The sequence below is a fragment of the Rhizobium sophoriradicis genome (assembly GCF_003939025.1).
GTDB classification, from domain to species: domain Bacteria; phylum Pseudomonadota; class Alphaproteobacteria; order Rhizobiales; family Rhizobiaceae; genus Rhizobium; species Rhizobium sophoriradicis.
Genome location: NZ_RQIH01000007.1, coordinates 128,282 through 150,312 on the forward strand (window position 1 = coordinate 128,282; position 22,031 = coordinate 150,312).

General features: G+C 61.8%; 13 protein-coding genes. 3 read left to right on the top strand and 10 right to left on the bottom strand.

Features of this window, described 5'->3' with window-relative positions; genetic code table 11:
• Positions 1-13: 13 nt before the first annotated feature.
• From glgB to EFR00_RS13450, 9 genes are all read right to left on the bottom strand, one after another.
• Positions 14-2,221, bottom strand: coding sequence for a 1,4-alpha-glucan branching protein GlgB (gene glgB, locus EFR00_RS13410; RefSeq protein WP_077990695.1), 2,208 nt, complete (start codon positions 2,219-2,221; stop codon positions 14-16).
• Positions 2,218-4,680 (bottom strand): glycogen/starch/alpha-glucan phosphorylase, encoded by a 2,463-nt coding sequence (locus EFR00_RS13415; protein ID WP_077990694.1) that lies wholly within the window; start codon positions 4,678-4,680, stop codon positions 2,218-2,220. The genes glgB and EFR00_RS13415 overlap by 4 nt, the downstream gene beginning before the upstream one ends.
• A 272-nt stretch (positions 4,681-4,952) precedes the next feature.
• The gene (locus EFR00_RS13420) at positions 4,953-6,188 is read right to left on the bottom strand and encodes a pilus assembly protein (protein ID WP_077990693.1); all 1,236 of its coding nucleotides are present in this window, start codon (positions 6,186-6,188) and stop codon (positions 4,953-4,955) included.
• A gap of 119 nt (positions 6,189-6,307) precedes the next feature.
• Positions 6,308-7,195, bottom strand: a complete 888-nt coding sequence (locus EFR00_RS13425; protein ID WP_077990692.1) for a transglutaminase family protein — start codon at positions 7,193-7,195, stop codon at positions 6,308-6,310.
• Positions 7,192-9,609 carry a circularly permuted type 2 ATP-grasp protein gene (locus EFR00_RS13430; RefSeq protein WP_077990686.1) on the bottom strand — a complete coding sequence of 806 codons (2,418 nt, stop codon included), beginning with the start codon at positions 9,607-9,609 and terminating at the stop codon, positions 7,192-7,194. The genes EFR00_RS13425 and EFR00_RS13430 overlap by 4 nt, the downstream gene beginning before the upstream one ends.
• Before the next feature lie 24 nt (positions 9,610-9,633).
• Complete coding sequence (locus tag EFR00_RS13435) at positions 9,634-12,957, bottom strand: transglutaminase family protein (protein ID WP_077990685.1); 3,324 nt, start codon at positions 12,955-12,957, stop codon at positions 9,634-9,636.
• 110 nt (positions 12,958-13,067) lie between these two features.
• Positions 13,068-14,450, bottom strand: a complete 1,383-nt coding sequence (locus tag EFR00_RS13440) for a sensor histidine kinase (protein WP_077990684.1) — start codon at positions 14,448-14,450, stop codon at positions 13,068-13,070.
• Positions 14,447-15,124 carry a response regulator gene (locus tag EFR00_RS13445; RefSeq protein ID WP_038691288.1) on the bottom strand — a complete coding sequence of 226 codons (678 nt, stop codon included), beginning with the start codon at positions 15,122-15,124 and terminating at the stop codon, positions 14,447-14,449. The genes EFR00_RS13440 and EFR00_RS13445 overlap by 4 nt, the downstream gene beginning before the upstream one ends.
• A 95-nt stretch (positions 15,125-15,219) precedes the next feature.
• Positions 15,220-17,088 (bottom strand): adenylate/guanylate cyclase domain-containing protein, encoded by a 1,869-nt coding sequence (locus EFR00_RS13450; RefSeq protein ID WP_077990683.1) that lies wholly within the window; start codon positions 17,086-17,088, stop codon positions 15,220-15,222.
• Positions 17,089-17,437: 349 nt separating this feature from the next.
• Between EFR00_RS13450 and EFR00_RS13455 the strand changes: the two genes are divergently transcribed.
• Complete coding sequence (locus tag EFR00_RS13455) at positions 17,438-18,502, top strand: ABC transporter substrate-binding protein (protein ID WP_038691285.1); 1,065 nt, start codon at positions 17,438-17,440, stop codon at positions 18,500-18,502.
• 40 nt (positions 18,503-18,542) lie between these two features.
• Here EFR00_RS13455 and EFR00_RS13460 read toward each other — a convergent pair whose 3' ends face one another.
• Entirely contained in the window at positions 18,543-19,934 is a 1,392-nt protein-coding gene (locus EFR00_RS13460; protein ID WP_009994636.1) for an MmgE/PrpD family protein, read from the bottom strand.
• Between the two features lie 109 nt (positions 19,935-20,043).
• Here EFR00_RS13460 and EFR00_RS13465 point away from each other — a divergent pair, with 109 nt between their 5' ends.
• Positions 20,044-20,979, top strand: a complete 936-nt coding sequence (locus EFR00_RS13465; protein ID WP_077990681.1) for a LysR family transcriptional regulator — start codon at positions 20,044-20,046, stop codon at positions 20,977-20,979.
• The gene (locus EFR00_RS13470; protein WP_077990680.1) at positions 20,976-21,881 is read left to right on the top strand and encodes a LysR family transcriptional regulator; all 906 of its coding nucleotides are present in this window, start codon (positions 20,976-20,978) and stop codon (positions 21,879-21,881) included. Before EFR00_RS13465 ends, EFR00_RS13470 begins: the two co-directional genes overlap by 4 nt.
• The last annotated feature ends 150 nt before the right edge of the window (positions 21,882-22,031 follow it).

The following is a 22,031-nucleotide window of genomic DNA, read 5'->3' on the forward strand; positions in this document are numbered from 1 at the left end:
CCTCCCACCAGTCTTAATTTTCAGGTTCAAGCATGATCGTTGCCAAAGGCGGCAGCGTAATCGAGCAGGTGATGTTGCCGCCGGCATCGACGGCCTGCACGCGCCCGCCATTGCCCTTGCCGCTGCCGCCGTAGATATCGGCATCGGTATTCAGAATCTCCCGCCAGCGGCCCGCCAGGGGCAGGCGGATGGAATAATTCTCGCGATAGACGGGCGTGAAGTTGGTTATGACGGCGACCGGCTTCTGGCCCGGCGCCTTGCGCAACCAGGCGAAGACGGAATTCTCGCGGTCGTCGGCGACCAGCCATTCGAAGCCGTCGCCCTCGCAGTCACGCTCATGCAGCGCCGGCTTGCTGCGGTAGGTGAAATTCAGATCACGCACCAGACGGCGCATGCCTTCATGCATACGGTATTGCAACAGGTTCCAGTCGAGCGACTTCGCCTCGCTCCATTCGCTCCACTGGGCGAATTCCTGCCCCATGAACAACAGCTTTTTGCCGGGATAGCCCCACATATAGGCGTAATAAGCGCGCAGATTGGCGAATTTCTGCCAATCGTCACCCGGCATCTTGGCAATCAGCGAGCCTTTTCCATGGACGACCTCGTCATGCGATAGCGGCAGGACGAAATTTTCCGAATAGGCATAGAGCAGGCCGAAGGTGAGCTCGTTGTGATGGTGCCGGCGGTGTACCGGATCGCGTTTCATGTAGCTCAGCGTGTCGTGCATGAAGCCCATGTTCCACTTGAAGCCGAAGCCGAGGCCGCCTTCGTGGACGGGCTGCGAGACCTTCGGCCATGAGGTCGATTCCTCGGCGATGGTCATGACATTGGGATGCTGGCCATAGATGCGGATATTGAGGTCCTGCAGAAAGCGGACAGCTTCGAGGTTCTCGTTGCCGCCATATTCGTTCGGGATCCATTCGCCGTGTTTGCGGGAATAATCGAGATAGAGCATCGACGCGACGGCATCGACGCGCAGGCCGTCGAGATGGAACTTCTCGGCCCAATAGAGGGCGTTGTTGACGAGATAGGAAACGACCTCGGTGCGGCCGAAATTATAGATTGCCGTGTTCCAGTCGGGATGGAAGCCCTTGCGCGGGTCTTCGTGCTCGTAGAGCGCCGTGCCGTCGAACCAGCCGAGGCCATGCTCGTCGGTCGGGAAATGCGCCGGCACCCAGTCGAGGATGACGCCGATGCCGACCTTGTGGCAGCCGTTGACGAAACGGGCAAAACCCTCCGGCTCGCCGAAGCGGGCGGTCGGTGCGTAGAGGCCGGTCGTCTGGTAGCCCCAGGAGGGATCGTAGGGATGCTCGGTGATCGGCAGGAATTCGATATGGGTGAAGCCCATGTCGACGCAATAGGGAATGAGGCTCGAGGCGAGCTCGTCCCAGGAAAGCATGGTGCCGTCCTGCCGGCGCTGCCAGGAGGCGGCATGCACTTCATAGATCGAGATCGGCTGGCGGCGCTTGTCGGTCTCGCGCCAATGCTTCAGATGGGCCTCGTCCTCCCAAACCTGCTCCAGTTCGGCGGCGGCGACCGAGGCGGTCTTCGGCCTCAGCTCGCTACGCCGGGCGAACGGATCGGCTTTCAGCGGCAGCAAGACGCCGTCATGGCCGCGGATCTCGAATTTGTAGGCGACGCCGATCGGCACATCAGGGGCAAAGATCTCCCAGATGCCGCTGTCGGCGCGCAGCCGCATGACGTGCTGGCGACCGTCCCAATTGTTGAAATCGCCAACGACCGAGACGCGCTGCGCATTCGGGGCCCAGACGGCGAAGTGTATGCCTTGGGCGCCGTCGTGGCGAATGAGGTGGGCGCCCATCTTGTCGAACAGACGCAGGTGCGAGCCTTCGCGGGCGAAATAATCGTCCATCGGCCCGAGCACCGGCCCGAAGCTGTAGGGGTCGGTGACGGCCCATTCGGCATCGCCGCGCCGGGCGCGGTAGCGCACCGGCTGCAGCCTGGTCAATGAGACCGGGCCGGCGAAGAAGCCGTCAGCATGCAGCTGCTTCAGTTCGCCGATGACGCCGCCGTCGAGCGTCATGGCGGTCACGTCTTCGGCGCCCGGGATGAAGCAGCGGGCGACCAAGGCGTCGCCGGCCTGGTGCACGCCTAGAACGGCAAAGGGATTGGAATGCGAGCCGGCCAGGATCGCCTTGATTTCATCTGCCGAAATTTCCCAGGAAAGCTTTACTTCAGGGAGTGTTTTCGGCGTTTTCATCCAGCTCTCCAGATTTCGTCTGCATATTGCCTGATCGTGCGGTCGGAAGAGAACCAGCCCATCCGCGCCGTATTGTTGATCGTCTTGGTGTACCAGGCGGACTGATTGATCCAGATCTGGTCGACGTCGCGCTGAGCCTGGGCATAGGCGTCGAAATCGGCGGCGACCATGAACCAGTCGTGCGAATAGATGCCGTCGATCAGCGCCGCGTAGCGGTTGCGGTCGTCGGGCGAGAAGACGCCGGAGCCGATGGCGGCAAGCGCCTGCGAAAGTTCGCGAGAGCCCTCGATGATGGCGCGGGGATTGTGGCCGTCGCTGCGGACCTTGGCGACCTCGTCGGCCCTGAGGCCGAAGATGACGATGTTGTCTTCGCCGACATTGTCGCGCATCTCGACATTGGCGCCGTCGAGCGTGCCGATCGTCAGCGCCCCGTTGAGGCCGAACTTCATGTTGCCGGTGCCGGATGCCTCCATGCCGGCGGTCGAGATCTGCTCGGAGAGATCGGCGGCCGGAACCATGACCTCGGCGAGCGAGACGTTGTAGTTCGGCACGAAGACGACCTTAAGTAGGCCGCGCACCGATGGATCGTTGTTGATGGTGCGGGCGACGTCGTTGATCAGCTTGATGATGAGCTTGGCGTTGTAGTAGCTTGGCGCCGCCTTGCCGGCGAAGAGTTTGACGCGCGGCACCCAGTCCATTTCAGGATGCGAGCGGATCTGGTCATAGAGCGCGACGGCTTCGATGATGTTCAGAAGTTGGCGCTTATATTCGTGGATGCGCTTGATCTGGATGTCGAACATGGCCGACGGATCGAGCTTTACGCCCATGCGGCTGGCGACGAGATTGGAGAGCGCCACCTTGTTGGCCCGCTTTATCGCTGCGAACTTCTGCTGAAAGCCCGGATCGGAAGCATGCGCCTCGAGCGGGCGCAGCTTTTCGGCATCATCGAGGAACTCGTCGCCGATTGCCTCGCGGATCAGGCCGGTGAGGCCGGGATTGCACTGCTGCAGCCAGCGGCGCGGCGTGATGCCGTTGGTCTTGTTGTTGATGCGGTCGGGATAGAGCTTGTGCAGGTCGGCAAAGACCGTGACCTTCATCAGATCGGTGTGCAGCGCCGAGACGCCGTTGATAGAATGGGAGCCGATGAATGCGAGATTGCCCATGCGCACGCGCCGTTCGCCGCTTTCCTCGATCAGCGAGATCGAGCGGATTTCGCTGTCGGAAAAGTTCTTGGTCTTGCGCACATCAAGCAGGATCTTGGCGTTGATCGCATAAACGATTTGCATATGGCGCGGCAGCAGGCGCTCGAACAGCGGCACCGGCCAGCTTTCCAGCGCTTCGGGCAGAAGCGTGTGATTGGTATAGGAGAAAGTGTGGCGGGTGATCTCCCAGGCCTGTTCGAAATCCATGCCGTGCACGTCGCAGAGCAGACGCACGAGTTCGGCGACGGAGACGGCCGGATGGGTGTCGTTCAGCTGGATTGCCACCTTATCCGGCAGCGAGGTGAAATCATCATATTGCTGCAGGTGGCGGCGCAGGATGTCTTGCAGCGAAGCGGAGGAGAAGAAAAATTCCTGACGCAGGCGCAATTCCTGACCGGCTGGCGTCGCGTCGGCCGGATAGAGAACCCGGGTCAGGCTTTCGGCCTTGTTGCTTTCGCGCAGCGCGCCGATGTGGTCGCCGGCGTTGAAGGCATCGAGCAGGATCGGATCGATCGGCTGCGCCGACCACAGGCGCAGCGTGTTGACGCGTTTGCCGCGCCAGCCGACCGCCGGCGTGTCGAAGGCTGCGGCGATAACGCGCTCGGCCGGCTTCCAGACGTAGCGCGGCTGGTCGTCATGGGTGGTGATGAATTCGACGGAACCGCCAAAGCCGATTTCATAAGAGCTCTCGCGGCGCTCGAACTCCCACGGGTTGCCGTGGGCAAGCCAGTTTTCAGGCAGTTCTACCTGCCAACCATCGGCCAGCTGCTGGCGAAAGAGGCCATGGACATAGCGGATACCGTAGCCATAGGCCGGGACGTTGACCGTCGCCATGCTCTCCATGAAACAGGCGGCGAGACGCCCGAGGCCGCCATTGCCGAGAGCGGCATCCGGCTCGAGGCCGGCAATGACATTGACATCGACGCCGAGCGAGGCGAGCGCATCGCGCACCTCTTCCATCAGGCCGAGGTTCGAGATGGCATCGCGCATCAGGCGGCCGATCAGGAATTCGAGAGATAGATAATAAACGCGCTTGGCGCCCGTCGCATAGACCTCGCGGGTGGAGGCCATCCACTTGTCGATGATGCGGTCGCGCACCACCAGGATCGTCGCCGTGAGCCAGTCATGCGGCTTTGCCACCTTGGCGTCCTTGCCGATGCGGTAGGTCAGACGTTCGATGATTTCTTCAGCGAGAATTTCCGGCCTTGAACTGCGGGGAGCGGGAGAAGGGATAACCGGCTTGGAAACGGTATTCATGGTCTGATCTCGCCAATTTTAATTTGGTTTCAGGGTGTTATGCCTGATTTAATCGATTTGTCGCTTGCGCTGGCCACAGTTTATGCATCGTTAGGAAGCACTTGCAACAAAGGATTTGGGCAAACGAAAAATTTGCGAAACCTTCAAATTCACGGGTTTGAGGCAATTGATTTCAAACTCTTTTCCCGACCAGATGGATGGGATAGCGATAACGAAAAGCCGCTCCGGTTTGTTCCGGCGCGGCTTTTCGTTGGTTGTTATTGAGCGTTCGATCAGTTCGTCAGACGTGTCAGCTGCGAAGAGGCCTTCGCTCCGATCGCTTTGAACGCAGCGAGAAGGTCCTCCATTTTTTCCGCCTGGAAATAGTGGGAGTCATCGGAGGCGCAATAATGCAGCAACGCCTGTCCGCCGGCGGGTGCCATGAAGGCGATCGTATAGATCTCGATGCCCTTGGACTTGGCGGTGTCGCATGTCGCCTTGGTCAGCGTGTCATATGAACGGCCGCCGCTGCTGTCGTTGTTATTGTCGCCATCCGTCATGAAGACGATGTACTTCTTGGGTATCTGGCCGGTCTTCAGCTTGTGGGCGGAGTCTTCGGCGTCATTCCCTGCGGCATTCTTAGCGATCAACGACGTGTAAGCCGTGTTCATTGCACCGCTTGAATTCGTGCCGCCATTCGCCTGAAGTGCGTTGACATAGCTGGTTACACCGGTAATTCCCCAGGCGAGATTGCTCGGAGTGTATTGGTTGATATCATAGGACACGGCGCCGGTGCGGACGTATTGGGCGTTGGGATCGGCGCTGTTCAACTGGCTGAAGAGATTGCCCGCGGCGATCTTAAGCGCCTCTATCTTGGTGTAGTAATTTGTGCGGCTACCGGTGCATTTGTCATAAACCCACTTATTATTCTTGCTGTTGTAGTGGAGGTTGCAGTCGTAGGTGAACGTTTCCGTCGGATCGTCCTCATTGACTGTGGCAGTACTCTCTCCCATTGACCCCGATTTATCGAGTGCGAGGAACATGGAGATCGAGCCTTGGGTCTGTGAGTGGCCGCCGACCGTCGTGCCGGAGGTCGAGAGATGCTGCGTCTTGAAGCCGACCGCCTGCATCAGCGGATTGACCGACAGGTCGTAACTCGGGGAAACCGTCACCTGGTAGGATGTCGATTTGCCCGATGTGCTTGTCTGCACATTGACGCTCGTCCCGCCCTTGATATCGACGCCGCTTTGCAGATAATTCGCCATTTGCCCGGCGACGAAATTCCGCGCGTAGGCCTCGGCCTCAGAGGTCTGGATCTTGCCATTCGCCAGTGCGGTGGCGGTCGCAAGCGCCGCCGAATCGGCGGCTTCCTGCAGTTGCTGTTTGGAGAGCAGCATATCGCCGACGTGGACCGCCATGCCGGCGGCACCGAGAAGAACCGGCGCCAAAATCGCCGTCATGATACCGAAATTACCGCCTCGATCGCTGAACATGCGACGCAGGCAGGGATGCAAAAAGAAGGTGCTCATCATGTTCACCCAACTGGAAACCCTGTCAGGTGATTAACGCATGCTGGTTCTTTATGCCGTCCTTACGGCGTCAATAGAATTTTAACGAATCGGCGGTTTTTTCCAGTTTTGGGATTGGCTTATTTCAGCGGGATCACGTCGACCGCCTGGACGGCGCGCTGGCCGCCATAGCTTTTCAACACGCCGATAACGGGGACGACGTCGGAATAATCGCGGCCATAGGCGACGACGATGTGGTCGGTGCCGGCTGATATGTCGTTGGTCGGGTCGAGCTCGATCCAGCCGATCGTCTCGCCGCACCAGATCCTGACCCAGGCATGCATGGCATCGGCCCCTTCCAGCCGTTCCTTGCCGGGCGGCGGAATGGTGCGCAGGAAACCGGAGACGTAACCGGCCGGAATGCCGAGACTTCGCAGCGCCAGGATCATGACGTGGGTAAAATCCTGGCAGACGCCGCGCTTCAGCTTGAAAGCCTCGAGCGGCGTCGTGTCGACCGTCGTCGCGTCGGGATCGTAGGTGAAATCCTTGTTGATGCGGGTGCAGAGCGCATGAGCGATCTGCATGGCCGTCAGATCGGGCTTGGCGCAGCTTCGCGCATAGTCGGCGATGTCGCGCGTTTGCGTCAGGCGAGGGCTTTCGCCGAGAAAGTGGTGCGGCGAATCCGGCGCCAGCGACCAGATGCCTGCTATCTCCTCTGGCAGATCGGCAAGCAGCGGTGAGAAATCGGCGGCGATCGGTTGGCTTTCGACCTGCACGCGGGCCTGCATGCGAATGTCGAGCGCCTCGTGCGGCGCGCGCAGCATGAAGGCGGTGGCGGGGTGCTGAAAGAAATCGACGAAATGCGACTGCTCGTCCGGCGTCGGCGAAATCGTGATCGAGCCGGCGACCAAGCGCTGCCGGTTGGTCAGCGACAGCGGCATCAGGCGCATGATGTGGCGAGCGCCGGAGGCCGGCACGTCGTAGCTGTAACCCATGCGGAGCGAGAGGTCGTAAAGCACTGCCGTCACCCGAGATAGGTCTGGGCGAGCAGATCGGAAAGCTGCTCCAATTCGCGTTCGAGCCGCTGATAGACCTCGGTTCCCATGCCCTCGGGCGTCATCACAGCCAGGCCGGAATGAAGCCGCATCGCCTCGCGGTAGAAGGGTGACATCTGGCCGTTGATCAGGGCATTCGGCAATTGCTCGACCTCGTGGTGGATCTCGTTCACCTGGAAGAGCACCGAGCGCGGATTGAGCGGATCGAGCGCCAAGAGGTCGGTGACGGTGAGACGCGCCGTATTGACGTTGTAGCGACGGCGGTGGGTCATGACGCTGTCGCCGATCTCGAGCAGCATGTCGAGCGCGCCGTCGGGCGCTTCCGGGCCGGACATGTGGCCGAGCAGGCGGGTCATGTGCAGGCCGCGCTCGATATAGCGGCCGAGCGAGAGGAAGCGCCAGCCCATGAAGCGGTACATGTTCTCGTGCACGAGGCCGGCAAAACCGGCGAGCTTGCGCAGAAGAATGGTCATCGCGTGGCTGGCGTCGTCGCCGGCAGTGACGGTGACGCGGAAACGGCGGGCCGTCTTGGCGAGATCGTTGAGCGCCAGCCAGCCATCCGGCGAGAAACGGTCGCGAATGTTGCTTGCCGAATAAACCGCGCTGTCGATGTTGCGCAACAGCGTTTCCGGCACTGCCTCGGCAGTATCGATATCGACGGCGGCGAGATAGGCGGAGACATCAGCGAGCAGCGGCTGGCTCGGATCGGCGACCTCGGCATAACGCGAGTGCCAGGCGCGCAAGATGCGCAACGCCCCTTCGGCGCGTTCGATGTAGCGGCCGAGCCAGAACAGGTTGTCGGCTGCCCGGCTCGGAAGGCTGCCCGGCATGTTGCGGGTGAAGCTGCCTTCGGCCGGCAGCAGCGTGTGACGCTCGACGGGCTTGTCGCTGACAATCCAGACATCGGCGGCTGCGCCGCCAGACTGCATGGCAATAGCCGCGACATCGGCACCGGAGCCGATGCGGGCAAAACCGCCGGGCATGATTTGCCAGCCATTGGCGGTGCGGGCAGCGAAGACGCGCAGCGACATCGGCCGCGGCACCAGCTTGCCGTCCACCCAGGCGGGCGTCGTCGAGAGTGTGACGACCTCCTGTCCCACAAGCTTGGGGCCGTCCGAACTCAGCCAGTCGGTGATGGAATCCCTGGCGGTCGCCCGCAGCGACGAGCCGAGCACGGATTCGCCGTCGTCGTCGAAGAAGGGCGCCCGGGAATAGGCCGGGCCGATCACCATCTTCTCGATATTCTTGGCGACGTGCTCGCGTTCTTCCTCCTGGCCGCACCACCAGGTCGCAATCGAGGGCAGCCGCAGATCCTGCCCCAGCAGACGGCGGCAGATGATCGGCATGAAGGCCAGAAGCGCCCGGGTTTCGAGAATGCCGGTGCCGAGCGCATTGACGATGGTGACGCTTTCGGTGCGCAAGGCTTCGACGAGGCCGGGTGTGCCGATATGCGAATTCTGGTTTAATTCCAGCGGGTCGGCGAAGGCGGAATCGAGACGGCGCCAGAGCACGCCGATCGGCTTCAGGCCGGCGACGGTGCGCACCATGACGCGGCCTTTGACCACGGTCAGATCCTCGCCCTCGAGCAGCATGAAGCCGAGATAACGGGCGATGTAAGCGTGTTCGTAATAGGTCTCGTTGGCCGGGCCCGGTGTCAGCACAGCGATGCGGTCGTCGCCGGAATGTTTCATGCCCTGCAGTGCATCTCGGAAGGCGCCGAAGAAGGAGGCGAGGCGGTGGACCGGGGTTTCGGCGTAGATATCCGAGAAGGCACGGGTGGTGGCGACGCGGCTTTCCAGCGCGAAACCGGCGCCCGACGGCGCCTGCGTCCTGTCGGCGAGAACCCACCAGTTACCGTCAGGGCCGCGGCCGATCTCGAAAGCGCAGAAATGCAGATAGTGGCCGGATGCCGGTCTGATGCCGGAGAGCGGGCGCTGGAATTCGGGATTGGCGGCGATCAGCGCCGGCGGCAGGACGCCTTCCTTCACCAGCCGGTTGTCGCCATAGATATCGGCGACGATCGCTTCCAACAAATCGGCGCGCTGGACGAGGCCCGCCGACAGCGCCTGCCATTCGCGCTCATCGATCAGCACCGGGATATGCGAGATCGGCCAGGCGCGCTCGCCGGTGCCCTTGCTGCCATAGGCGCGGTAGAAGACGCCGGCATCCCTGAGATAGCGGTCGGCGCGAGCGAAACGTTCGGTGAGATCCTTTTCCGGCATTGCGCCGAGATGCGAGAGGAAACGCTGCCAGACGGGGCGGACGACGCCATTGTTGTCGACCATCTCGTCGGCAGTGCCGGGAAGCGGCGCATAGTCGAAGGCCGCATGCTTGCCGATGCGATCCTCTGCCTCGCCCCTGCGCTCCGCTGCAGGCCTTTTACCCATCAAAACTCACATCCCAACCCCGGCTCAAATTCCGACGGGCCGCCGCAGATCCAGCGTCAGCGGGAATTCAAGCGAACCCGTCTCGGCGCGCGGGATATAACCGCCTGCCGTATGTCCCCACGGTTCGAAGCGGGCGAGCCGCCTTGCTTCCGCCTCGTTGCCGTTGACCGGGAAGGTGTCATAGGTCCGGCCGCCCGGATGGGCAACATGATAGATGCAGCCGCCGATCGAACGCTTCGACCATGTATCATAAATGTCAAAAGTCAAAGGCGTGTTGACCGGCAGGACTGGATGCAGACCCGAAGCCGGCTGCCATGCCTTGTAGCGGACGCCAGCGACCGACACGCCTGACGTGCCGGTCGGCGTCAGCGGCAGGGTGCGGCCGTTGCAAGTCACGGTGTAGCGGCTCGTATTGCTGGTCTCGAACCGCACCTGCAGGCGCTCGACGGAGGAGTCGACATAGCGGACGGTGCCGCCGACCGCGCCTTCCTCGCCCATGACATGCCAAGGCTCGAGCGCCTGGCGCAGTTCCAGCTTCGAGCCCTCGTATTCGACTTCGCCGCAGAAGGGGAAGCGGAATTCGAGCTGGGCCTTGAACCATTCCGGGCTGAGGTCGAAGCCGTTTTCGCGAAGGTCGGCGAGCACGTCGAGGAAATCGGCCCAGACGAAATGCGGCAGCATGAAACGGTCGTGCAGGGTCGTGCCCCAGCGAACGAATTTGCCGTCGACCGGGTTGACCCAAAAGCGGGCGATCAGCGCGCGCACCAGCAATTGCTGGGCAAGCGACATGCGTGCATTCGGCGGCATCTCGAAGCCGCGGAACTCGATGAGGCCGAGCCTGCCGGTCGGGCCGTCGGGCGAAAACAGCTTGTCGATGCAGATCTCGGCGCGGTGAGTGTTGCCGGTGACATCGGTCAACAGATTGCGGAACAGCCGGTCGACGAGCCAGGGCAGCGGCGGCTGGCCACGGCCGGGAGCCGCGATCTGCGCCATGGCGATCTCCAGCTCGTAGAGGGTGTCGTGGCGCGCTTCGTCGATGCGCGGCGCCTGGCTGGTCGGGCCAATGAACATGCCTGAGAAGAGGTAGGAGAGCGAGGGGTGGCGCTGCCAGTGGAGGACGACGCTCTTCAACAGATCCGGACGGCGCAGGAAGGGGCTGTTGTTCGGATTGGCTGCTCCGACGACGACATGGTTGCCGCCGCCGGTGCCGGTGTGGCGGCCGTCGATCATGAACTTGTCGGCGCCGAGCCGGGTGGCGCGCGCCTCTTCGTAGACCGCCGTGGTGATGTCGACGCATTCCCTCCAGTTCGAGGCCGGATGAATGTTGACCTCGATGACGCCGGGATCGGGAGCGACGCGGATGACGTTGATGCGCTCGTCCTGCGGTGGCGGATAACCTTCAATATGGACGGGGAGCTTGAGTTCGGCGGCGGCGTTTTCGGCCGCGGCGATCAGCTCGAGATAATCCTCGATGCGCTCGACCGGTGGCATGAAGACGCAGAGCCTGCCGTCGCGCGGCTCGACCGACATGGCGGTGCGCACCGCGCCGCCGATCTCAAGCGTCTGTTCGATCCGGCTGCGATTACTCTCGCCGGCCTGGAAGGAGGCTTCCGGCATGGCGCGGCCGGCCGGTACGAAAACGTCGGGCAGCGGCTCGCGCGGGATCGTCGGATCGGCGGGATGGATATAGGGATAGCGTGCCGGGGGGACATAGGGCAGAGCGCCGAGCGGCAGGCGGTAGCCGATCGGGCTGTCGCCCGGCACAAGGAAGATTTTGCCGCGGCGGGTGCGCCATTTCTCGCTGACCCAGACCCGGCTTTCAGCGGCCCTGGCGTTCCATGCCTGGACCGGAAGGATGTAGCCTGTGGGGACGGTGAGGCCACGATCGAAGACCCGGGCGATGCGGTTGCGTTCCTCGGGATCCTTCAGCTTCGAATTTGTCGGATCGACGTTTTCGGGAAGATTGCCTTCCTTGATGATCCAGTCGGCCGGATCCTCAAAGGCCGGCTGCACCATGTCGGGCTTGATCGCCAGTTCTCTTGCAATCGCCGTCAGCAGCTGTTCGGCATCTTCGGCCGCAACACCGGTATCCTTGCCTTCGGCGGCGACCAGATCGAGGTTCTGCCAGATCGGCTTGCCATCGCGGCGCCAGTAGAGCGAGAAGGTCCAGCGCGGCAGGCTTTCGCCCGGATACCATTTTCCCTGGCCGTAATGCAGGAAGCCACCGGGGGCGAAGCGCTCCTGCAGCCGGCGGATCAGGCTGTCGGCCTTTTCACGCTTGGTCGGGCCGACAGCGTCGGTATTCCATTCGGCCGACTGGAAATCGTCGATCGAGACGAAGGTCGGCTCGCCGCCCATCGTCAGGTGTACGTCCTCTGCTTCGAGGACGTGGTCGACCTTCTCGCCGAGCTCGTTGAGCTCGTCCCAGCTTTCATCGGAGAAGGGCTTGGTGATGCGCGGGTGTTCGGCGACGCGCGAGACCTTCATGTCGAAAGCGAATTCGGTGCCGGCCTCGCCGAAGTAACCGCCGGAGATCGGCGCGGCATTGCGGTAATGCGGCGTGGCGGCCAGCGGGATGTGGCTTTCGCCGGTCAGGAGGCCGGAGGTCGGGTCGAGGCCGACCCAGCCCGCGCCCGGTAGATAAACTTCCGCCCAGGCATGCAGATCGGTGAAATCGACTTCGGTGCCGGAGGGGCCGTCGAGCGCCTTCAGATCCGGGGTCAGCTGGATGAGGTAACCGGAGACGAAGCGGGCGGCAAGGCCGAGATGGCGAAGGATCTGGACGAGCAGCCAGCTGGTGTCACGGCAGGAGCCTTTGGCGCTTTCCAGCGTCTCCTCCGGCGTCTGCACGCCGGCTTCCATGCGGATGACATAGCCGATCTGGCGCTGCAGGCGGGCGTTCAAACCGACGACCATATCGATCGTCGCCTGGCCCGGCGACCAATCGAGCGTCGGCAGCAACGCCTTCAGGCGCGGGCCGGCTGGCTCGGGCGTCATGTAGATCGACAGATCCTCGCGGATCGTTTCAGGATAATCGAAGGGCCACTTGGTCGCTTCCTCTTCGACGAAGAAGTCGAACGGGTTGTAGACCGTCATGTCGGCGACGAGATCGACCTCGATCTTGAACTCCGTCACCGGATCGGGAAAGACGTAGCGGGCGAGATAATTGCCGTAGGGATCCTGCTGCAGATTGACGAAATGGTTGGAAGGCGTGACCTTCAGCGAGTGGCTGAGCACCCGTGTCTTCGAATGCGAGGCCGGTTTCAACCGTATAATCTGGGGGCCGAGGCGGACCGGCTTGTCATAGATGTAATGCGTCAGGTGGTAGATGCTGGCTTTGATCGACATATTTCTCTTTTTATCCGGCGCGCATCGTCGTGCGGCTTGCTGTTCCCAAAACCAGTCTGTGCAATGCAGCGAAAGAAAGCAAGGTGCAATGGCCGGCGTGGCGATGGCTTTTACGGCGCCTTGGCAAAGGTGACGGCCACCTTCAGCCCGCTGCCGCTTGGTCCGGGCTCCAAAATCAGGACGGCATTGAAAAGATTGGCGATTTCCTCGACGATGGGAAGGCCGAGGCCGGCGCCGGGCGCGGCGGAATCATTGCCGCGGGAAAAACGGCGGCGCACCGCCTCCAGCTTCTCGCGCGGAATACCGGGGCCGTTGTCCTCGACTTCGAGGCGGATCGTCTCGGCGGCGGCGATGACGCGGACGGTGACTTCAGCCCCCTTTCCGGCATAGGCGATGGCATTGCCGGCAAGATTGCGCAGCATTTCGCCGATCAACAGCGGCTCGGCGCGGATCATTGCCGGGCTCTCGCCCTCGAAGCCGAGATCGATGCCGGCGACGGCAGCGGCCGGGATCTGTTCGCCGGTGATTTCCTGGGCGATGGCGGCGAGATCGATGGCGGAGGCGGTCAGCGCCTCCTTGGCGGTGGCTGCGTCGATCTTCGCCATCAGCAGAAGCTGGGCAAGAATGCGTTCGGCATGCGCGACGGCCTGATCGCCCTTCAGCGCCGCCGCCTGGGCTTCACCGAGCGAGCCGGCACGGACCGAAAGCGCAAGCTGGGTGCGAATGATCGCCAGCGGCGTGCGCAGCTGATGGCTGGCATTGCCGGTGAAATTGCGCAGGGCATCGAGCGCCGACTGCAGGCGGACCATGAAGGAATTGACCGTATCGACCAGCGGCTCGACCTCGCTCGGAACGGTCTGTTCGATCGGATGCAAATCGTCGGGATTGCGCTCGCCGATCGCGTCGCCGAGCTTGTAGAGCGGACGGAGCGCCATCGTCACCGAGATCCAGACGATGACCGCCGCTCCGGCGATCATGACGGCGAGGCGCAATGCCGAGCGCACGAGGATCGCCTGGGTCAACTGCCGGCGGGCGATCGTGGTTTCGGCGACCGTTACGACGAAGGGCACCGAGCGGATGCCGGTCGAGGCGGAACGTTCGAGCGTGGCGATGCGGATCGGCTCGCCGCGAAAAGTGTCGTCGGCGAAGGCGGCCGCACCGCTCGGCGTCTTCTGCAGGACCGGCAGAGCCTGGTAGCCGGTGATGAATTGGCCCGGTGGGCCGTCGACGCGGTAGAAGACACGGTCCTGCGCGGCCGAGGTCAGCATTTCGAGCGCCACATAAGGGATATCGACCTGCAGCGTGCCGTCTTCGGCGACGACGACGCGTTCGGCGATAGCGAGCGCCGAGCCGGCGAGAACACGGTCGGAGACGATGTTCGAAGTCTGCACAGCCTCGCGATAGGTGTCGGCAAGCGCCAGCATGCCGATGACGGCCGTGGAGACGAGCAGCCAGAAGAGCAGCCGGCGCCTGAGAGAATAGGCGGATTTCATGAAGCCTCGGGCAGCTTGTCGAGATAATAGCCGATGCCGCGGGCAGTCTTGACCGTCAGGCCGTGCGGCGAGAGGCGCTTTCTCAGCCGGCTGACATATTGTTCGATGGCGTTTGCGGAAATGTCATCATCGAAGGCCGTCAGCGACTGAATGATCGCCTCCTTGGCGACGACCTTGCCGGCCCGCATGAACAGGATTTCGAGCAGGCCAAGTTCTCGGGCGGGAATATCAAGAGGGGTGTCGCCTGATGAAAAGGTGCGGGAATTGAGGTCGAAAGAAATACCGCCGAAGCTGACCGTTGCCGAACGCAGCCCGGCCTGGCGGCGCAGCAGCACCCGTACGCGGGCCTCGAATTCGGCAATATCGAACGGTTTGATCAAATAATCGTCGGCGCCGAGATCGAGACCCTTCACCCGTTCTTCCGGTGTGCCGCGCGCCGTCAGGATCAGCACGGCTGCCTGATTCTGCCGGGCGCGCATGGCGCGCAGCACGTCGAGCCCGTCCATCTCGGGCAGATTGAGGTCGAGAATGACAAGATCGAAATTTTCCGCGGCGATGACGGCATTGGCGGAGGCCCCGTCATGGACGACATCGACGGCATGGCCTGTGCCGCGCAAGATCGCCGAGAGCCCGTCGGCCAGCGCGATATTGTCTTCAGTGAGCAGGATGCGCACGGATGTTCCCCTGTTTTTCAAGCGACGTTACAGGGGTGAAGACGGGTTGTCACAGCGATTTTGAAGATTGGTGAACGGGCCGGATGAGACCGATCTCAGCTGCCCGCCCGCTCCATCTCCTCGCGCTGAGTCATCGCGGCGGCGAGCAGCTTCTGGAAGCGCGGGTCGTCGCGGATGTTGTCGAGGTCGGAATCATTGTTGAACCATTTGATATGGTAGACGGAGCTGTGCGGCAGCAGCTTTTCCAAAAGGTCGATCGCCTGGTCGACATCGCCGAGGACGGAATAGACGCAGGCGAGATTATACTGGGCGACAATATCGTCGGGATCGATGGCGATCGCCCGCGCCGCCCAGTCGCGTGCACGTTTGACATCGCCGAGATGGGCAAGCGCCAGCGCGCCGCGATGGGCGGGGCCGGAATTTTCCGGATTGAGATTGAGCGCACGTTCGGCGCGCAGCAAGCCGAGGCGCGCCCAGTTTTCCCTGTCCACCCCGCGGCCGAGCGAATGGTAGGCGGCCATCAGATGGATCGGCGAGACATAGTCGTCAGGGCGGATTTCGGCGGCGCGGGTGAAATATTGAACGGATTCGGCAAAGTTTCCGTGCATGAAGAAGAACCGGGCATAATGGAAATTCGCCTCGAAGAGGTTCGGGTCGAGTGTCAGGGCTCGTTCGAAAGCCGCCGCAGCCCGATCGTCGTAGCCGCTCTGATGCAGGGCCAAGCCGTGCGAGGCATGGGCCTCCGGAAGATCCGGATCGAGCGCGAGCGCGCGGGCGCTCATCTCGAGGATGCGTCCCAGCGGCACATCGTCCGGCGCCCAGTCGCGGATCGCGGCGTCGCAATCGGCGATGCCGGCATAGGCGCGGGCATAATCCGGATCGAGCTCGACTGCCTTGCAGAACATGCGCCTGGCGAGCTGCAGATAGGATTTCGTCCAGGTGTGGGAAAGCTGGCGGCCCCGGAGATAATAGGTATAGGCCTCGACATTGGCCGTCGGCTCGTTGGCGATCGCCTTCTTTTCTTCCGGCAGCAGGCGCACCTTCAACTGGCCGACGATCGCATGGGTGATCTCGTCCTGGATGGCGAAGATGTCGGTGAGGTCGCGGTCGTAGCGCTCGGCCCAGAGATGATCGCCGTTGGCGGTATCGATCAGCTGGCCAGAGATGCGCACGCGCTTGTCGAAGATGCGCACACTGCCTTCGAGCACATAGCGCACGCCGAGTTCCTGGGCGAGCCGCTTCAACTTCACCGATATGCCCTTGTAGGTAAAGATCGTATTGCGCGGCACGACGTGCAGGCTGGAAATCTTGGAGAGATCGGTGATGATGTCTTCGGTGATGCCATCGGAGAAATAATCCTGGTCGGCGTCGCCGCTCATATTGGTGAAAGGCAACACCGCGATGAAGCAGGTATTGCGGTTCTGCGCGGTGAGCCTGGCGGAAGAGGGCGGCGTGAGGGTGACGGTATAGACCTGCACGGGCTGCCGGATGTTCTTGAGCATGTGTTCGCCGATAAATTCGAAGCCAAGATTGAGGCGCGAGCCGACCTGATCGCGCACCGAAGCCGACACGGCGATGCCGCCGGGCGCGGCGATACGCTCGAGTCTGGCGGCAAGATTGACGCCGTCGCCGAAGATGTCGCCGTTTTCGACGACAACGTCGCCGAGATTGATTCCGATACGGAATTCGACGCGCTCATCCTTAGGAACGTTCTCGTTGCGGGTCGACATGCTGCGCTGGATTTCGGCGGCGCAGGCGACCGCATTCACCACGCTCTGGAACTCGGCAAGGATGCCGTCGCCGGTGAGTTTGACGATCCGGCCCTTGTAGTCCGAAATCCTGATATCGACCAGCTCGCAGCGATGGCGGTTCAGCGCCTGCAGCGTGCCTGACTCATCGACGCCCATCAGTCGGCTGTAGCCGACGACATCCGCAGCGAGAATAGCGCTCAGTCGTCGTTCCATGACCCCTCCCATGGATCTTCCCAGAATAACCCAGCTTTTTATAGAGTTTTTGTCGCGCAGAGTCGTCCCCCGAAATAGAAATTCGGGCGGTTTCGACGGTTTGACGCGGTAGCGCACCCTATATCGTCGCCAATCTTCATCAATACTCTAAAAGGGTGAAGGATGGCCTCGATTGCTAATCCTTTGTGGTGAACAAGGGTGCGCGTCGGCGGAAACGAAATATACGGCTTGGTGAAAGCTTGCCGGTTGGCATCGAAAACCATTAGTGATCGAGTTGCGCCCGGCCTGATCGAGGGTCCCGCTCCGGCGCGCCCTTGCTCCCATCCGCACGCTCGGGCATTGTTGCGGCATGCGGAGTATTTTCATCTTACTGCTGGCGTTCTGGCCGGGTTTTGCCCTGGCTGATCAGGCCTTCTATCCGGCGAAATCGGGCAAGGCCGAGGCGCCGGTGCTGACCGTCTATTCCTCGCTCGACGAGCCGCTGGCGCAGCCAATGATCCGGGGTTTTCAGGAGGCCAATCCCGATGTCGCCGTCAGATACGAGGATATGCTGACCGGCGAAATCTATGACCGGATCGTCGGGGAGACGGATGCCGGCAAGAAGACTGCGGATTTTGCTTTCTCCTCGGCGATGGACCTGCAGGTGAAGCTTTCGAATGACGGCTATGCGCAGGTCAGCAATCTGCCTATGAGCGCCGCATGGCCGAAATGGGCGAATTGGCGCAACACCGCCTATGCGCTGACCTTCGAGCCGGCGGTCTTCGTCTATCACAAGCCGAGCTTCGCGCATGAGCCGGTGCCAAGCTCGCGGGCGGAATTCGTCGATTATCTGAAGCGCAAGGGCAATGCGGTCTATGGCCGGATCAGCACCTACGATATCGAGCGGTCCGGTGTCGGCTTTCTGTTCATGGCCCGCGACCAGGAGCAGTTCGGCGACATCTGGTCGGTGATCGGCGCGATGGGCGCGGCCGGCGTCAAGCTTTACTCGACGAGCTCGGCGATCCTCGAACGCATCGCCGACGGGCGCTTCGTGCTCGGCTACAATATCCTCGGCTCCTACGCCGCCGACTGGGCTTCGCGGCATCCCGATGTCGGGATCGTGCTGCCAAAGGACTATACGGTGGTGATGTCGCGGATCGGGCTGGTGCCGCAGGCGGCCGCCGAGCCGGAGCTCGGGCGTCGCTACCTTGCCTTTTTCATGTCGAAGGAGGGCCAGACGATCATGGCGCGCGAGCTGCAGATCCCCGCTGTCAGCCCCGAGGTGGCCGGCGAGAACACCGCCAATACGCTGCAGGAGCTGCTCGGCGCGCAACTTCGGCCAGTGCCTGTCAGCCCCGGGTTGATGGTCTATCTCGACCAGGTGAAGAGAGCGCGGCTGATCGCGCACTGGAACGAGGTCCTGCGGGCGCAGTGAAGGAAGGCGTGTTCTTTCGAAAAGCCAGGGTTGACAGGGGTTAAATGGCCTGTGGTCCCGCAAGCAATTCAGCTTTCCGGCTGTGGTTCGCCATATCAAGCTCGGTCCACAGGTCTGCGGCCTCAGTCAATCTCCTGAGCCGCGCGTAGAGATCGCAGCCCGGTTGACGATTTCCCCATTTCAGGCAGTCTTCAAATTTTTCGCGGCGCTCCTGCGCGCTCAGCGGGTCTTGCACTGAACCCTTTGCATGGAGACGTTGTCGGTGCAGCGTCGTCCCGTCCGACAGCCGCACGGTCACAATATGCGGCAACCGCTCATTTCCTCTTTCTTCGTCGGCTGAATAGGATTCCATCGTTATGCGTTTTGCCAGCATCCTCACATTCGCTCGCGAAACGGCAGAACGCGTGAAATCGCCAAGGCTGACGGATCCTTTCAGGAAGGCTGTCGCCAGACAGTATTGCATCGAGAAGCGGGCCTGCATCTCGTCTGCGGGCTCCGCATAGGCGAGGTTGCGAAAGGCGGAGACGCCGACCTTGGTGTCGATCGACACGATGTCGTCCGCCGTCAGTCCATAGTCTCGTTTAAGCTCGAGCAGCGCATCGATTGCCCGGTGGGTCGATGCGCAGCATGGATGTCGCTTGGTGACCAAGCCGCGTCTTTCGATGATATGGTCCGGCTCCGGTCGCAGATCGGTCCATGCCCGCGGGTCGTCTCCGCCAAAAAGATCCAGAAATCCCTGCGGCCTTTCCAGGATGTCGAGCCGGCCTCTGATGCCAGCGATGGCGAGCCGCGCCGCCTCAACCGCATTTCGGGCTGCAATGCCTGCATGAAGCGGCTTGGCCAGAGTACCGAACTGACCTTTGGGGCCGCAGGCGAGCGACGCTGCAAGGCTCATCGCCTGCGCCGTCTCCTCCTCGCCTGCGCCCAGCAACTCAGCCACGCCCGCAGCGGCGCCGATTGCGCCGACCGTCGCCGTTCCATGCCAGCCCCTGTTGTAATGCGAGGGATTGACGCCGAAACCCACGGCGGCCTGCGCGTCCAGGCCTGCAAGATATGCTCCGAGAAAAGCGCCGCCGCTTACCGGGCGACCTGCTGTAACCGTGGCCAGCAATGCAGGGACGAGGACCGCGGATGCATGGGCGCGGGCAGGATGGAAATTGTCGTCGAAATCCAGTGCATGCGCTGCAGTTCCATTGACGAGCGCGGCAATGGAGGTGGGCGCGCCGCCGCCGGCCACGAGCCAGGCGGTTCCTCCGCCTGCGATTTCGCTTGCGAAAGCCGTGGTTACGCCGGTGACGGCCGGATCTCCAGCGCCGGCGATCATGCAGCCAAAAGTATCGGCGACGGCATCGATTGCCCGTTCAATGGAAGTTTCAGAGAAATGCTTTCGGGATGAAAGCTGGGCCGCGATGCGCTGCAGAACGGTGGTCATTGACGAAACTCTTTCCATGGTCTTCGGTCGAGACTGGAAATTGTTCTGCTTTTGACAGCGCTGCAATCTTATGCAGTTCTCGAATAAGGCTACCGAGGAAAGTCATCACATGGTTAGGGCAGTCAGCGCAGGGATCAGCCTCAAGCATATCGAGGCCTATGACGCGATCGCGGCAACGGGATCGACGATCGCCGCCGCCCTGGAACTCGGCATTTCACAATCCAATGCCAGCCGGCTGCTGCAGCAGCTTGAAGACTATCTCGGCGTCCGTCTGTTCGAACGTGACAAGAACCGGTTGTCTCCGACCCGTGAAGGCCGGCAGCTCGGGCCGGATATCCGCGCTATTTCGGATCGGTTGCGGGAGCTGAAAACGGCGGCGGTGGAGTTGGAAAGCGGTCGTTCACGCGAGATGCTGCTGCGCCTTGCCTTCCCGGCCAGCCTGTCATCCACCGTGCTTCCCCACATGATCAAGGCCTTCTTCGGCGCCCATGGTCCGGTGCGCGTGGAGCTCGCTTCCGGCAGCTATCTGGCGATCGAGAGGATGGTGGCGGATGGAGAGGCCGATATCGGCTTCGCTCGCCTGCCGCTGGCGACGCCCGGACTGCGGCAGGAGAAACAGCTCTTCTCCCGCATCGTCTGCGCTCTTCATGCCGATCATCCATTGGCAAAACAGAGCGCTCTGACAATATCGGACCTTAAAGGGCAGGACCTCATCGTCCTCAACCGCGAGCGGCCTGTTCGGCACGAGCTGGAGGCACTTTTCTATCAGGGCGGCCTACGCCAGCGCCCGCTGCTCGAGGCACATTCGGTGGCCAGTGCATGTGCGCTGGCTGCCAATGGTTTGGGGATCGCCCTGGTGGGCGACATCATCGCGCGCGAATACGCGGCCCTGCCGCTGCGTTTCGTGCCATTGGCGCCGGAAGTGCCGGTGACCTATTGCCTCGTCAGCGGTGAGAAATATCCCTTGGCCAAATCCGCAGGCCTCTTTCTGGAAAGCATCGCCGACTGGCGCTGGGCCGCCGGTGCAGAGGATGCTTCACGATGAACATCAGACAGCTCGAGGTCTTGCGGACGCTGATGTCCACCGGATCGACCATTGCGACGGCCAAAGCAATGGGCCTCAGCCAGTCGGGGGTAAGCCGGCTCCTGCAGCAACTCGAGGCGGACTTGTCCATCGCACTTTTTGTGCGCGACAAGGGACGGCTGATCCCTACCCCCGAGGCGGCCATTCTGGCCCGGGATGCAGAGAATATCCTCTTGGCCGTGGACCGGATGTCCGGGCATGCCCAAGATCTTCGCAGCGGCGCTGCGGGGCCGGAAATCGTGCGGATCGGTCTGCCAAGCAGCATGTGGGAGAACTTCGCGCCGGCCATGCTGGTGGATTACGTGCGGGATTTCCCCAGCGTCCGGATCGAGACGTTTTTCGACACGACCATCGCCATCAACAAGCTGGTCGAGGAGCGTGTGCTCGATATCGGCTTCCTGCGTATGGAAGGGGAAATCGGCCTCGGCATTGAAGTCGAGCAGGTGGCGAGCGGGGAAAGCGTCTGCGTCATCCCGAGAGATCACCAGCTGGCAGAACTGGCGGAGATTTCCGCCAAAGACCTGCGAGACATACCGCTGATTCTGATCGGCCGACAAAGGCCCAATCGTATGGCGCTCGATCAGAGCTTCAAACAGGCAGGCGTGAAACAGATCGTCAAGATCGAAACCCATACGAACAGTTCTGCTTGTTCCTATGTCGCCCACGGCCTCGGTGTCACCATTATCAGCAGCTTCTACGCAAATCTCTATCGCCATCTCCCCGTCGTGCATCGCCCGTTCATTCCGCATGCACGTCAGCAGTTCGGGCTTGCACGTGCTGCAGGTGTTCCACTGTCGATTGCAGCTCAAGCCCTCAGCAACGCATTGAAACGGCAGATCCAGCTGTCGCAAAAAGACATATGAATCAGACCCTTGCTCCGCCAGGACTTGTGAGGCGCACCGTTTCTGTCAGCCTATCATTTTGCATAAACCTATGACGGTTACGCATAATATTGCGGAGATTTTTTCATTCCGTCATAGTCTCCCCTAACGAAACCGATGGCGGCGTAGGCT